Origin of the sequence: Herbaspirillum rubrisubalbicans (assembly GCF_003719195.1) — a bacterium.
GTDB classification, from domain to species: Bacteria; Pseudomonadota; Gammaproteobacteria; order Burkholderiales; family Burkholderiaceae_D; genus Herbaspirillum; species Herbaspirillum rubrisubalbicans.
In genome coordinates this window covers 110,133-122,821 of the sequence record NZ_CP024996.1, presented here as the reverse complement: position 1 = coordinate 122,821, position 12,689 = coordinate 110,133, and the positions used below count along the sequence as shown (strand labels likewise).

The following is a 12,689-nucleotide window of genomic DNA, read 5'->3' as shown; positions in this document are numbered from 1 at the left end:
TTTCAGCTTTCGTTTTTATCTTGTTGGCGCGGCGTGGGAAACCATGTGGCAACGCGACAGCCCGCACTCACCCTCAGGCCGAAGCGGCCACGCGGATGCGATTGTCGATCCGCACTGCACCATTCTGGCCCCCGGCCAGCGCCATTTCAACCACCACGTCCAGCGTATCGTTGCGATAGGTCAGCGCCCGCAACAGCATGGGCAGGCTGATACCGGCGATCACCTGGACATTGCCCAAACCGCACAGGAAGCCCGTACAGTTGGAGGGCGTGCCGCCCATGACATCGGTGATGACCAGTACACCGCTGCCATCGTCGAGGCGTTCGACCGCCTCGATGGCCAGTTTTTGCACTTCGGCCGGGTTCTGATCGGCGATCACGTCGATCGCCTCCATCCGTTCAGGCCGGCCACGGAAGACATGGGTGGCGGCGGCCACGAAGGCTTGCCCCAGCGGGGCGTGCGTCAAGAGAAGAATACCGACCATGGAATTGTTGCCATCTGTTGCGACGCGCTTTTCCCCGAGCAGCCCGTCATGCTCTGTCGATCCCATTATCCGACCGACGCTGTTGTTGCACTTGCTCCTGCTGCCGTCTCCAGCGCGTCCACGAACATCGCCGCCACATCGAACCCGGTCTGCTGGGTGATTTCCTGGAAGCAGGTCGGGCTGGTGACGTTGATCTCGGTGAGATAGTCGCCAATGGCGTCCAATCCTACCAGCAGCAAACCACGTTCATACAGGATCGGCCCCAGTGCCTCGCCGATCTCGATATCCCTTGCCGAGGCCGGCTGAGCTTTACCCAGACCGCCTGCGGCCAGGTTGCCGCGCACCTCGTTACCCTGCGGAATGCGTGCCAGCACGTTGGGCACCACCTTGCCGCCGATCAGGAGGATACGCTTGTCGCCGGCGCTGATCTGGGGAATGAAACGTTGCGCCATGATCGTGCGTTGACCGTTGTCGGTCAGGGTTTCGATGATGGAGCCCAGGTTCATGCCATCGGCCTTGACCCGGAAGATGCCCATGCCGCCCATGCCGTCCAGGGGTTTCAGGATCACGTCCTGGTGTTCGGCATGGAAGGCGCGCAAGCGCTTGTCGTCGCGCGTGACCAGCGTGGGCGCGGTGTACTGCGGGAACTGGGCGATGGCCAGCTTCTCGTTGTGACTGCGGATCGCCGCCGGCTTGTTGAACACCCGCGCGCCCTGCTTTTCGGCCAGCTCCAGCAGGTAGGTGGTGTAGATGTATTCCATGTCGAAGGGCGGATCCTTGCGCACGATCACCGCATCGAATTCGGACAGGAAGCTCGATGCCGCCTTGTCGGCCCGATACCAGTTCTCGGCGTCTCCGGTCAGCGTCAGCTTGCGGGCATTGGCCGTGACCAGGCCGCTCTCCAGCACCAGGTCAGCCTGTTCGAAGGCATACAGGCTGTGACCGCGACGGGCGCACTCGCGCATCATGGCAAAGGTGGAATCCTTGTACGTCTTGAACGTATCGAGCGGATCGGCGAGGAAAGCGATTTTCATGAGGCTTGGGTCCTGTTGAGCCTGGCGTGGGGCCGCGAATTGGTTAATAGACTTCCGGGTTGGGATCGGTCTTTTCCATCTCCACCGAGGCCGCCAGCAGCGCCAGTCGCGCCACCACGCCATACATGTAGAAACGGTTGGGCGCGGCCGTACCCGGCTTGGCGTGCATGTCCGGCAAGGCGTGCTGCTGGGCAAAGGCCAGCGGCACGAAATGCGCGCCGGGCGCATTGAGGTTTTCATTGACGCCACGGTCGGCGTGCACGCGGTAGAAGCCGCCCACCACGTAACGGTCGATCATGTAGACCACCGGCTCGGCCACGGCCTGGTTGATGCGCTCGAAGGAGTGCACGCCTTCCTGCACGATCACCTCCGACACCTCCAGCCCTTCCTTGCCGGCCAACATGCCGCTGCGCTGCTTGCGGTTGAGGTCCTTGATCTCGCTGGCATCCTTGACCGTCATAATGCCCATGCCATAGGTGCCGGCATTGGCCTTGATGAAGACGAAGGGCTGCTCCTTGATACCGTATTCCTTGTACTTCTTGCGGATCTTCGACAGCAGCGAAGAGACGCTATCGGCCAGCGCATCGGTACCAGTGTTGTCCTGGAAGTCGATATTGCTGACCTTGGTGAAGAGCGGATTGAGCATCCACGGGTCGACCTCGACCATCTTGGAAAATTTCTTCACTACCTCATCATAGGCGGCAAAGTGATTGCTCTTGCGGCGCAGCGCCCAGCCCGCGTGCAGCGGCGGCAGGACGCTTTGTTCATATAGCCCTTCCAGCACCGAAGGGACGCCACTGGACAGGTCATTGTTGAGCAGCACGGTACAGGGGTCGAAGTTCTTCAGGCCCAGGCGGCGGCCATTGGCCGAGCGCTCCAGCGGTTCCAGCGTGATGTGGGTGCCATCGGGCAGTTCGATCTGCTGCGGCTTGGTGGCGCCCGGCGCCAGCGTCCCCAGACGCACGTTCAGACCGGTCTGGCGGAAGATCTGCATCAGACGGCCGATATTTTGCAGGTAGAAGGTATTGCCGGGCTGGTTTTCCGGGATCAGCAACAGGTTGCGCGCATCCGGGCAGTACTTTTCGATGGCCGCCATGGCCGCTTGCACCGCCAGCGGCAGCATTTCCGGCGAAAGATTGTTGAAGCCGCCGGGGAACAGGTTGGTATCGACCGGCGCCAGCTTGAAACCGGCATTGCGCAGGTCGACCGAGCAATAGAAGGGCGGCGTATGCTCCTGCCACTCCATGCGGAACCAGCGTTCGATGGCCGGCGTGGCGCCCAGGATTTTCTTCTCCAGCTCCAGCAGAGGACCATTGAGAGCGGTGACAAGATGCGGGACCATAAAAGACCTTAACTAAATGTAAATGCCGGCAGCGAGGATCGATTTTAGCGGATTCCTGAAACCGTGTTGCGACGCACTAGACGCCACTGTTGCCATTTCAGCAAAGCCGGAGCCGCCCACGGTCGCTGCAAAGGCGTGGTCGGGAGTGTTCAGATGGCGATGATGCGGGCATTTTAAAGAGTCCGAGTCAAATAGTCGGGAATTGTTGGCGTGTCGACCCGGCAATGCATCTGGAAAACTGATTGCGTGAAGAAAATGGCTTAAAAGAGACATATTGCATTCGGGCAATTGTCGAGATATTCACTGTATCGCGCACCAACATGAAAAAAGGCGCCCGAAGGCGCCTTATAAAGAGGCCGTTTCCAGCCCCGAAGGAATACTGCAGACTCAGTACGACAGATGCTTAGTGGTAAGCCGATTCGCCGTGGCTGGAGATATCCAGGCCTTCGCGTTCTTCTTCCTCGGTCACACGCAGGCCGATGACGACATCCACGATCTTGTAGGCGATGAAGGAGACCACACCCGACAGGATCACGGTGGTCAGCACGCCCTGGAACTGGATCCAGACCTGGCCGCCGATGGAGTAATCCGGTGCCACAGCGTTGGCCACGTAGTCATAGATACCGGTGCCGCCCAGGCTGGGAGCTGCGAACACGCCGGTCAACAGGGCACCCAGGATGCCGCCCACGCCGTGCACGCCAAACACGTCCAGCGCATCGTCCGAACCCAGGATCTTCTTCAGACCGCTCACGCCCCACAGGCACAGCAGACCAGCGATCAGGCCCATGACCACGGCGCCGATGACGCCCACGAAACCAGCCGCCGGGGTGATGGCCACCAGGCCAGCGACCGCACCGGAAGCGGCGCCCAGCATGGAGGGCTTGCCCTTGCCGATCCATTCGCCGAAGCTCCAGGACAACACGGCGGCGGCAGTTGCCAGGATGGTGTTGACGAAGGCCAGGGCAGCGCTGCCGTTGGCTTCCAGGGCCGAGCCGGCGTTGAAGCCGAACCAGCCGAACCACAGCAGCGAGGCACCGACCATGGTCAGGGTCAGGCTATGCGGCTTGAAGGCTTCCTTGCCGAAACCGATACGCTTGCCGATCACATAGGAACCGACCAGGCCAGCGATAGCGGCGTTGATGTGCACCACGGTACCGCCAGCGAAGTCCAGCGCGCCCTTCTGGAACAGCCAGCCCGAGATGGCGGTCGCCTTTTCAGCGGCAGCAGCGTCGGTGAAGGCGTCCGGACCCGGCCAGAACCAGACCATGTGGGCCATCGGCAGGTAGGAGAAGGTGAACCACAGGATCGAGAACAGGATCACGGCCGAGAACTTCACACGTTCAGCGAAGGAACCGATGATCAGCGCCACGGTGATGGCGGCGAACGCACCTTGGAAGGCGACGAAGGACAGTTCAGGAATGACCACGCCCTTGCTGAAGGTGCCGGTGTTGGAGTCACCGGTCAGACCGTGCAGGAACAGGCGGTCGAAGCCACCGAAGAAGGCGTTGCCCTCGGTGAAGGCGATGCTGTAGCCGTAGACGAACCACAGGATGTAGATCAGCGAGAAGATCACGAAGCACTGCATCAGCACCGACAGCATGTTCTTGCTGCGCACCAGGCCGCCGTAGAACAGGCCCAGGCCCGGCAGCGTCATCAGGATGACGAAGGCGGTCGAGATCAGCATCCAGGCGGTGTCGCCCTTGTTGGGCACCGGCGCCGGTGCGGCCGCAGCAGCAGCCGGAGCGGCCGGGGCAGCCGCAGCAGGGGCGGCGGCGTCAGCCTTGGGCGCGGCCGGAGCGGCAGCGGCCGGGGCAGCGGCGGCGGCCGCTGCAGCTTCAGGCTTGGGCGCGTCCTGCGCCTGGGCCGGAGCGGTAAAACCTACCGCCAACAACAGCGCGCCAATGGCCAGCACGCCGGAAAACATTTTCTTCATGCTCATTAGAGTTCCCCTTTTTTACAGAGCGTCTTTGCCGGTTTCGCCGGTACGGATACGGATCACATCCAGCAGATCCTGGACGAAGATCTTGCCGTCGCCGATCTTGCCGGTGCGTGCGGCGGTCTCAATGGCTTCCAGGGCGCGCTCGACGATGGCGTCGTCCACCGCGGCCTCGATCTTGGTCTTGGGCAGGAAATCGACCACATACTCGGCCCCGCGATACAGCTCGGTATGGCCTTTCTGACGACCGAAGCCCTTGACTTCGGTCACGGTGATGCCTTGCACACCGATCGCGGAGAGGGCTTCACGCACCTCGTCCAGCTTGAACGGTTTGATGATCGCAGTGATCAGTTTCATACGAACCTCTTGTTAGAAAGTTTTGCTGAGGGAGACGACAAAGCCATTCTTGCCGACGTTCTTGAAGCCATCCGAGGCCGGCGTGGTGGACACGCCATCCTTGAGGTCGGTACCGACATAGGCCAGGCCCAGGGTGATACCGGCGGCTTGGTCGAAGGTCTTGGACAGACCGATCTTCCAGTCGGTGTAGCTCAACTGGTTGGGATTGCCACGCACGTTCTGGTGACCGACATGCAGACCCAGGATGACGCCATAGTAGGTCTCGATGTTGGCACCCAGATCGAAGTATTGGCTGTACTTGCTGTTGGCAGCGCCGAACAGGTTGGTCAGCGATTGCGAATACTTGAAGTAGCCCGGGCCGTAACCGACCTGGCCGTACAGTTCGAAGGTGTTGGCGTTCTTGGCCACCTTGTCCAGGGTGTTGCCCGGATAGTAGTAGGCCAGACCACCGACGTCATAAGTGAAGCCGCCGCCGATGTCACCGCGCTTGCCGCCGTAGATGTCCCACTCGACGTCGCCCTTGGTATCGGTACCGGCCAGCGTGCCGGCGTCCTTGATCCACTTGATGTTGGTCAGCCAGGTGCCTGCGTAGAGACCGGTCGGGTTGTGCGTGTAGTCAGCACCAACCTGCAGGGCCGGGTCGAAACGGGTCTGGGTCAGGCCGCGGTAGCGGTAGTCGTTCACCACGGCGGCGTTGAAGGTCAATTCATTATCCGGCTTGGCGTCCTCTGCACGGGCCACGGTAGAAACGAAGGATGCGGCGATGGCTGTTGCAAGAATCAGTTTCTTCATGACTTTCCCTCTGGTTTATGTTTGAACAATAAAGTCTTTTTTTGTCTTTCTCCCATCCTGTAGCAGGAGCCGTGCCATGTCGTTGTGGCAAGGCTGACTTGTGTTTGCCCGTGAAACCAGAGATTTACGACGATTTTTTTCGAGCCCAGCCTCAAAATAGTGCATCAAATGAATAAATGCACGCTGCTGGTGCGATATTGATGGTTTTTTATTAATCTTGCGTCAAACGCGGCAAACACATTTTGGTGCGCGGACGGCGGGCGAAGAAAAAGTCACCAAGTCGGAGCATTTCCTGAAGGAAAATTCATCCAAGGCCGGGCACCTGGTGGCAAAAAAGCGGTCTGATCAGGACCATCGCGGTTCGAGGATGGTTTGAGGATGGGCGGGAAACCGCTAAACTTGCAGTACAGCTATCTGCCAAGGAGATCCGACATGGACAAGCCCCCATTTTTTGAAGACCTGCAATCCAAGATCAACAAGGCGATCGAGAACTCTCCGGCCAAGGACATCGAGAAGAACGTCAAGGCCATGTTGAGTCAGGGTTTTGCCAAGCTGGACCTGGTCACGCGCGAGGAATTCGACGTCCAGGCCCAGGTCCTGGCCAAGACCCGTGCCCGCCTGGAGGCGCTGGAAGCGCGTGTTGCCGAGCTTGAAGCTCAGCAAAAACAGACTCCATGATCCCGGCGACGACATTTTTCTCTTTCCCTCCCCCTTCCCTTTTTCTCTCTGACAAGCTGCCAGGCCCATTGCAATGAGCCTGGCAGTCTTGCGTAGCCGCGCCCTGGCCGGCATGAGCGCCCTGCCGGTAACGGTCGAGGTGCATCTGGCCAATGGCTTGCCGGCCTTCACCATCGTCGGGCTGCCCGACACCGAGGTGAAGGAAGCCCGCGACCGCGTGCGGGCGGCACTGCAAAATGCCCGCTTCGAATTCCCGGCACGACGCATCACGATCAACCTGGCCCCGGCCGACCTGCCCAAGGAATCGGGGCGCTTCGACCTGGCCATGGCGTTGGGTATCCTGGCCGCATCCGGCCAGATCCCGGCCGACCGGCTGGACGAACATGAATATGCAGGCGAGTTGTCACTCTCGGGACAACTGCTGCCCATCCGCGGCGCGCTGGCCATGACCTGCGCCATCCAGCGCGATACCCAAGCCCACGCCGAGACCGCCGGCCACCAGCGCAGCTTCATCCTGCCCGCCGCCAACGCCGACGAAGCGGCGCTGGTGCCGCAGGCCTGCATCCTACCGGCGACTTCGCTGCTGGACGTGTGCGCCCATTTCAGCACCCGCGACCAGCGCGAGCGCCTGCAGCCACACCAGGCAAGGGCGACCTCTCCCCGGCCAGCGTATCCCGACTTCAGCGACATCAAGGGGCAATTGCAGGCCCGACGCGCCATGGAAGTGGCGGCAGCCGGCCAGCACAGCATGTTGCTGGTCGGTCCGCCCGGTGCCGGCAAGTCGATGCTGGCCACGCGGTTCCCCGGGATTCTGCCGCCGATGACGCAGGAGCAAGCGCTGGAATCGGCAGCCGTGCAATCGCTCTCGGGCAGTTTCGATATCAGTCGCTGGCAGCAGCGCCCTTTTCGGGCGCCGCATCACACAGCCTCAGCCGTGGCACTGGTGGGGGGTGGCAGTACGCCGCGGCCGGGGGAGATTTCGTTGGCGCATCACGGAGTGCTGTTCCTGGACGAAATCGCCGAATATCCCCGAAGCGTGCTGGACGTGCTGCGCCAGCCGATGGAATCGGGCCGCATCACCATCTCACGCGCGGCACGCCAGGCCGAATTTCCGGCACGCTTCCAACTGGTGGCGGCGATGAATCCCTGCCCCTGTGGCCTGCACGGCGAAGCGAGCGGGCGCTGCCGCTGTACGCCGGAACTGGTCAAGCGCTACCAAGCGCGCCTGTCCGGCCCGCTGCTCGATCGCATCGACATGCAATTGCAGGTCGGCGCGCTCAGTCCGGCAGAACTGGCAGCCCATCAACCGGGAGAGCCCAGCGCCGCCATCGCGCAACGGGTGGCGCTGGCCTTCGACCTTCAACTGCAGCGCCAGGGCAAACCCAACAGCCAGTTAAGCGGCAGCGAGATCGACCGCTATTGCCAACCGGACCAGGCTGCCAGTCAACTACTGCAAGCCGCCATGGTGCGCCTGGAATGGTCGGCGCGGGCCTATCACCGCGTGTTGAAACTGGCCCGCACCATCGCCGACCTGGCCACTAGCGACGCGCTCGGGCAAGCCCATGTGGCCGAGGCAATCCAGTATCGACGAGGACTGGCCGGCCAATGACACAAATGGTCGATTTGGCTTGTCCAGGCAATAACACTTTGCATGTAATTTCCCCTTACTTTGTGCAATAGCGGGAACAGAAGAGCTACTTGCGTGGACAAAGACCACAAAGCGCCCGCGCACAAAAGAAGAACTCAAGCAAAACCTATAACAACGGACGATGCCATGCCCTCCCTCTTTATTCTCCGCCATGCGGCAGGTGCTGCATGATCAGCATCTATCAACTCAAACCCCGCTTCCAGGCGCTCTTGCGCCCCATGGTGCGAGCCTTGGCCCATGCCGGCGTGACAGCCAATGCGGTGACCCTGCTGGCCATGCTGATCTCGCTGGCCCTGGGTGCATGGCTATTCATGCTGGGGGCGCAACGGCCCGGCTGGTTCCTGCTGCTGCCGCTGTGGATGTTCCTGCGCATGGCCTTGAATGCGGTGGACGGGATGCTGGCGCGCGAATTCGGCCAGCAATCGGCGCTGGGCGCCTATCTCAATGAATTGAGCGACGTCATCGCCGATGCCGCACTCTACCTGCCCTTCGTGCTGGTGGCGCCGTTTGGCTGGGCCAGCGTGGGCAGCGTGATCTTCCTGGCGGCCGTCTCAGAGATGGCCGGCGCGCTGGGCCCGATGGTGGGGGCGCCGCGCCAGTACGCCGGCCCCATGGGCAAGAGCGACCGCGCCTTCCTGTTCGGCGCCCTGGGCCTGTGGCTGGGCCTGGCCGGCGCACTGCCGGACTGGATCTTCTGGGCGCTGCCGCTGGCGGCAGTGGCCATCCTGCTCAATATCGTCAACCGTATCCGCAGCGGCCTGGCCGCTCTCCCCCGCCCATGAACCGACCTGTCCAGGAACACCAGTTCATCACCCACGACGACCAGACCCTGTTCTACCGTCGCTGGCCCGCCACCTCAGCCCAGCGGCGCGGTGCAGTCGTGATGTTTCACCGCGGCCACGAGCATGGCGCTCGCATGGCGCATCTGGTCGATGAACTCGATCTGCCGGACTTCGATTTCTACGCCTGGGATGCCCGCGGCCACGGCCGCTCGCCTGGTCCGCGCGGCTATTCGCCCAGCTTTGCCGATTCGGTGCGCGATGTGCAGACCTTTATCGGCCACCTGCGCCAGCAATGGCAACTGGCCGAAGAAGACTTGGCCGTGCTGGCGCAAAGCGTGGGCGCGGTGCTGGTGTCGACCTGGGCGCATGACTATGCCCCGCGCGTGCGCTGCCTGGTGCTGGCCTCGCCGGCCTTCAAGGTCAAGCTCTACGTCCCCTTTGCCCGTACCGGCCTGGCCCTGCAGCAGAAGCTGCGCGGCAATTTCTTCGTCAACAGCTATGTCAAGGCCAAGTTCCTCACCCACGACCGGCAGCGTCAGGCCTCCTACGACAGCGACCCGCTGATCAGCCGGCCGATCTCGGTGAACATCCTGCTGGCGCTCTATGAGGCGGCCGAACGGGTGGTGGCCGACGCCCAGGCCATCACCATCCCGACCCAACTGCTCATCTCCGGTGCCGACTGGGTGGTGCATCACGGCCCGCAGCACGACTTCTTTGCGCGCCTGGGAAGCACGGCCAAGGAAAAGCACGTGCTGCCCGGTTTCTACCACGACACCTTCGGTGAAAAGGATCGCAAGATTGCCACCGATCTGGCCCGCGACTTCATCCTGCGCCAGTTCGCCCAACCCTGGTCGCGCCCGGACCTGCGCCAGGCACACCGCCAAGGACCGACCTTCGATGAAGCCCAGGCACTGGCTGCACCACTGCCGGCCTTGAGCCCAAAAGGTCTTTACTGGGCCGGCTATCGCGCCAACCTCAAGCTGGGCGGCCTGCTGTCGACCGGGGTGGCGCTGGGCCACCGCACCGGCTTCGATTCGGGCAGCACGCTGGACTACGTCTATCGCAATCGTCCCCAGGGCGTCGGGCCGCTGGGCCGCGCGATTGACCGCCACTACCTGGATGCCATCGGCTGGAAGGGCATCCGCCAGCGCAAGCTGCACATCGAACAATTGCTGCGCCTGGCGCTGGCCCGCCTGCAAGCCGAAGGCCAGCCGCTGCGCGTGCTCGACATTGCGGCTGGACACGGACGCTACGTGCTGGAAGCCCTGGATAGCGGCCCGCGACCCGAATCCATCCTGCTGCGCGACTACAGCGAACTGAACGTGCGCCAGGGAAGCGTGCTGATCAAGGAAAAGGGCCTGGGCGACATCGCCCGCTTCGTCCAAGGTGACGCTTTCGACCGGGCCAGCCTGGCAGCGCTGCAACCACGGCCGACGGTGGGCATCGTCTCGGGCCTATATGAACTTTTCCCCGACAATGACGCGGTGGCCACTTCGCTGGCGGGCCTGGCCGACGCAATTGCGCCCGGTGGCTACCTGATCTATACCGGCCAGCCCTGGCATCCGCAACTGGAAATGATCGCCCGCGCCCTCACCAGCCATCGCGGCGGACAGGCCTGGGTCATGCGTCGCCGCACCCAGGCCGAGATGGACCAGTTGGTCGCCGAGGCCGGTTTCGAAAAACTGGAGCAGCGCATCGACCCGTGGGGCATCTTCACGGTCTCGCTGGCCCGGCGCAAGGTCTCATGAGCCAGGTGGTGCAGCCGCTGGCACCTGCGGCGCCGCCCACGCCGCTGCCTTGGAAGCGCGGCGTGGCGTGGCTGTTGCTACTGGGCCCCTTGTTCTTCCTCAGCTACGGCTTGGCCAACCATGCCGCCGCCGCACGCGCCAACGTTCCCAGCTTCTTCTATGCCTGGGAAAGCCATATCCCCTTCCTGCCCTGGACCATCGTTCCCTACTGGTCCATCGACCTGTTGTACGGCTTTTCCTTCCTGTGTTGCCGCACCCCGCGCCAGACCGACCGTCATGCCCTGCGGCTGTTGAGCGCGCAGTTGATCGCGGTGGCCTGCTTTCTGGCCTTTCCGCTGCGCTTTGCCTTCGTGCGCCCGCCTTCGGAGGGTCTGTTCGGCGCCCTGTTCGCTTCGCTGGCGGCCTTCGATCTGCCCTACAATCAAGCGCCATCGCTGCATATCGCACTACTGGTGCTGATCTGGGTGCAGTTCGCCCGCTTGCCCAGCGGATGGCTGGTCAAGCTTTTCATCCACGGCTGGGCGCTGCTGATCGGCCTGTCGGTGCTGACCACCTGGCAGCATCACTTCATCGATATTCCGACCGGTGCGATGCTGGGCCTGTTCTGCCTGTGGCTGTGGCCGGACCAAGGCGCAAGCCCGCTGCGGCGCGACGGCCTGGGCAGCACGCGACGCCTGCGTCTGGCGCTGGCCTATGGCCTGGGTGCCTTGCTGGCACTGGGTCTGGCCGTCAACGTGCGGCCTCTGGCCGCGCCACTGGGCTGGCTGGCCTTGTCGCTGGCCATCGTGGCCTGGAACTATGCCTGGGCCGGCGCTGGCGGCTTTCAGAAGATCGACGGCAAACGTTCGCTGGCGGCAACATGGCTGCTGGCGCCGTATACCTGGGGCGCCGCGCGCAATGCCCGCCTATGGACACGCCGCCATCCCCAGCCGGATGCCATCGCCGATGATGTCTGGCTGGGCCGCCTGCCCACCAGCATCGAGATGTGCACAGGCCGCTTTGCCGCCCTGTGCGACCTCTGTGCCGAATTGCCCGCCCCGCGCGGCTACTGGCGCTACGCTGGCCATGCCTGGCTGGACCTGGTCGCGCCCGACGCCGATCAATTGCTGGCCGCTGCCCGCAGCATCGAATCACTGCGCGGGCGTGGTCCGGTGCTGGTAGCCTGCGCCCTGGGCTATTCGCGCAGCGCCGCTGCCGTGGCCACCTGGCTGTGCCTGAGCGGACGTTGCGCCGACATGACTTGCGCCCTCGCGCTGCTGGCCGAACGCCGGCCCACGGTGGTCATCAACGACGCGCTGCGCCAACGCCTACAGGAGGTGGAGCAGCGCCTGCTCAAGGAGAATCACATGCCTGACCTGCGCCAGGGTTCCTGTGGCGATGCCGCCAACGACGCCGCCCATCTGAATCTCCTGCCCGATGCACTGCAAGCCGCGCACCAAGCTGAAATCGCCGCAGCACTGTTGGGCCTGAGCCGTCCGCTGGACGCCGCCAGCCGGATGCTCAGCGGCGCCGCCTTGATCCTGCTGGCCTTGCAGGTGGACACGCCGAAGCTCTGGATACCACTGACGCTGTCCATCGCCTTCGGAATTGCCGAGTACTGCTTCGCCCTGCGCTGCGCCTTCGACGCGCCCATCTTCGCCTCCTGGGCGCGCCGCTGGCATCAGGGAAATCAGGGAATACGGCCCGAGGACGATATGGCTGCCTTTGACCTGGCCATCAGAGAGAGCGGCCTGGGCCAGCAACCAGAGCCCACCCGTTCGCTGGCTCAACGCACCGCAGGGGCGCGCCGGCTGCTGCGGTACCAGTACCGATGCTTGGCCGGACAGCTAGGGGCTTGGGTGGGCAGCTTCGTGGTGTTGTTCTTTTTCTGATCCTTGAAGACTGAATC

The 12,689-nt window shown here is 63.0% G+C and carries 11 protein-coding genes; 5 read left to right on the top strand and 6 right to left on the bottom strand.

The annotated features are described in order from the left end of the window. Window positions 1-73: 73 nt before the first annotated feature. The 6 genes from RC54_RS00505 to RC54_RS00480 all read right to left on the bottom strand — a co-directional run bounded on the left by RC54_RS00505 (window position 74) and on the right by RC54_RS00480 (window position 5,945). The gene (locus RC54_RS00505; protein WP_171426925.1) at window positions 74-484 is read right to left on the bottom strand and encodes a PTS sugar transporter subunit IIA; all 411 of its coding nucleotides are present in this window, start codon (window positions 482-484) and stop codon (window positions 74-76) included. A 65-nt stretch (window positions 485-549) separates the two neighbouring features. Next, the gene (gshB, locus tag RC54_RS00500; protein WP_058893862.1) at window positions 550-1,518 is read right to left on the bottom strand and encodes a glutathione synthase; all 969 of its coding nucleotides are present in this window, start codon (window positions 1,516-1,518) and stop codon (window positions 550-552) included. A 43-nt stretch (window positions 1,519-1,561) separates the two neighbouring features. Further along, on the bottom strand, window positions 1,562-2,860 hold the full coding sequence (gshA, locus tag RC54_RS00495; RefSeq protein ID WP_017452642.1) for a glutamate--cysteine ligase: 1,299 nt from the start codon (window positions 2,858-2,860) through the stop codon (window positions 1,562-1,564). A 403-nt stretch (window positions 2,861-3,263) separates the two neighbouring features. Further along, window positions 3,264-4,799 (bottom strand): ammonium transporter, encoded by a 1,536-nt coding sequence (locus RC54_RS00490; RefSeq protein ID WP_058893861.1) that lies wholly within the window; start codon window positions 4,797-4,799, stop codon window positions 3,264-3,266. Between the two features lie 15 nt (window positions 4,800-4,814). Beyond that, the gene (locus RC54_RS00485) at window positions 4,815-5,153 is read right to left on the bottom strand and encodes a P-II family nitrogen regulator (RefSeq protein ID WP_006713297.1); all 339 of its coding nucleotides are present in this window, start codon (window positions 5,151-5,153) and stop codon (window positions 4,815-4,817) included. Window positions 5,154-5,165: 12 nt separating this feature from the next. Then, the gene (locus tag RC54_RS00480; RefSeq protein WP_058893860.1) at window positions 5,166-5,945 is read right to left on the bottom strand and encodes a TorF family putative porin; all 780 of its coding nucleotides are present in this window, start codon (window positions 5,943-5,945) and stop codon (window positions 5,166-5,168) included. 432 nt (window positions 5,946-6,377) lie between these two features. Here RC54_RS00480 and RC54_RS00475 point away from each other — a divergent pair, with 432 nt between their 5' ends. The 5 genes from RC54_RS00475 (at window position 6,378) to RC54_RS00455 (ending at window position 12,672) form a co-directional block, all read left to right on the top strand. Then, window positions 6,378-6,623, top strand: coding sequence for an accessory factor UbiK family protein (locus RC54_RS00475; RefSeq protein WP_008334075.1), 246 nt, complete (start codon window positions 6,378-6,380; stop codon window positions 6,621-6,623). Window positions 6,624-6,696: 73 nt separating this feature from the next. Then, window positions 6,697-8,232 (top strand): YifB family Mg chelatase-like AAA ATPase, encoded by a 1,536-nt coding sequence (locus RC54_RS00470; protein WP_061789861.1) that lies wholly within the window; start codon window positions 6,697-6,699, stop codon window positions 8,230-8,232. 206 nt (window positions 8,233-8,438) lie between these two features. Further along, the gene (locus tag RC54_RS00465; protein WP_082685951.1) at window positions 8,439-9,053 is read left to right on the top strand and encodes a CDP-alcohol phosphatidyltransferase family protein; all 615 of its coding nucleotides are present in this window, start codon (window positions 8,439-8,441) and stop codon (window positions 9,051-9,053) included. Further along, window positions 9,050-10,801, top strand: coding sequence for a bifunctional alpha/beta hydrolase/class I SAM-dependent methyltransferase (locus RC54_RS00460; protein WP_058893858.1), 1,752 nt, complete (start codon window positions 9,050-9,052; stop codon window positions 10,799-10,801). Before RC54_RS00465 ends, RC54_RS00460 begins: the two co-directional genes overlap by 4 nt. Then, complete coding sequence (locus RC54_RS00455) at window positions 10,798-12,672, top strand: phosphatase PAP2/dual specificity phosphatase family protein (protein ID WP_061789862.1); 1,875 nt, start codon at window positions 10,798-10,800, stop codon at window positions 12,670-12,672. Before RC54_RS00460 ends, RC54_RS00455 begins: the two co-directional genes overlap by 4 nt. Window positions 12,673-12,689: the final 17 nt, after the last annotated feature.

What these genes read in the sequence shown, in the direction of transcription:
- RC54_RS00505 (WP_171426925.1), bottom strand. Translation starts at nt 484, where the DNA reads ATGGTCGGTATTCTTCTCTTGACGCACGCCCCGCTGGGGCAAGCCTTC.
- gshB (WP_058893862.1), bottom strand. Translation starts at nt 1,518, where the DNA reads ATGAAAATCGCTTTCCTCGCCGATCCGCTCGATACGTTCAAGACGTAC.
- gshA (WP_017452642.1), bottom strand. Translation starts at nt 2,860, where the DNA reads ATGGTCCCGCATCTTGTCACCGCTCTCAATGGTCCTCTGCTGGAGCTG.
- RC54_RS00490 (WP_058893861.1), bottom strand. Translation starts at nt 4,799, where the DNA reads ATGAGCATGAAGAAAATGTTTTCCGGCGTGCTGGCCATTGGCGCGCTG.
- RC54_RS00485 (WP_006713297.1), bottom strand. Translation starts at nt 5,153, where the DNA reads ATGAAACTGATCACTGCGATCATCAAACCGTTCAAGCTGGACGAGGTG.
- RC54_RS00480 (WP_058893860.1), bottom strand. Translation starts at nt 5,945, where the DNA reads ATGAAGAAACTGATTCTTGCAACAGCCATCGCCGCATCCTTCGTTTCT.
- RC54_RS00475 (WP_008334075.1), top strand. Translation starts at nt 6,378, where the DNA reads ATGGACAAGCCCCCATTTTTTGAAGACCTGCAATCCAAGATCAACAAG.
- RC54_RS00470 (WP_061789861.1), top strand. Translation starts at nt 6,697, where the DNA reads ATGAGCCTGGCAGTCTTGCGTAGCCGCGCCCTGGCCGGCATGAGCGCC.
- RC54_RS00465 (WP_082685951.1), top strand. Translation starts at nt 8,439, where the DNA reads ATGATCAGCATCTATCAACTCAAACCCCGCTTCCAGGCGCTCTTGCGC.
- RC54_RS00460 (WP_058893858.1), top strand. Translation starts at nt 9,050, where the DNA reads ATGAACCGACCTGTCCAGGAACACCAGTTCATCACCCACGACGACCAG.
- RC54_RS00455 (WP_061789862.1), top strand. Translation starts at nt 10,798, where the DNA reads ATGAGCCAGGTGGTGCAGCCGCTGGCACCTGCGGCGCCGCCCACGCCG.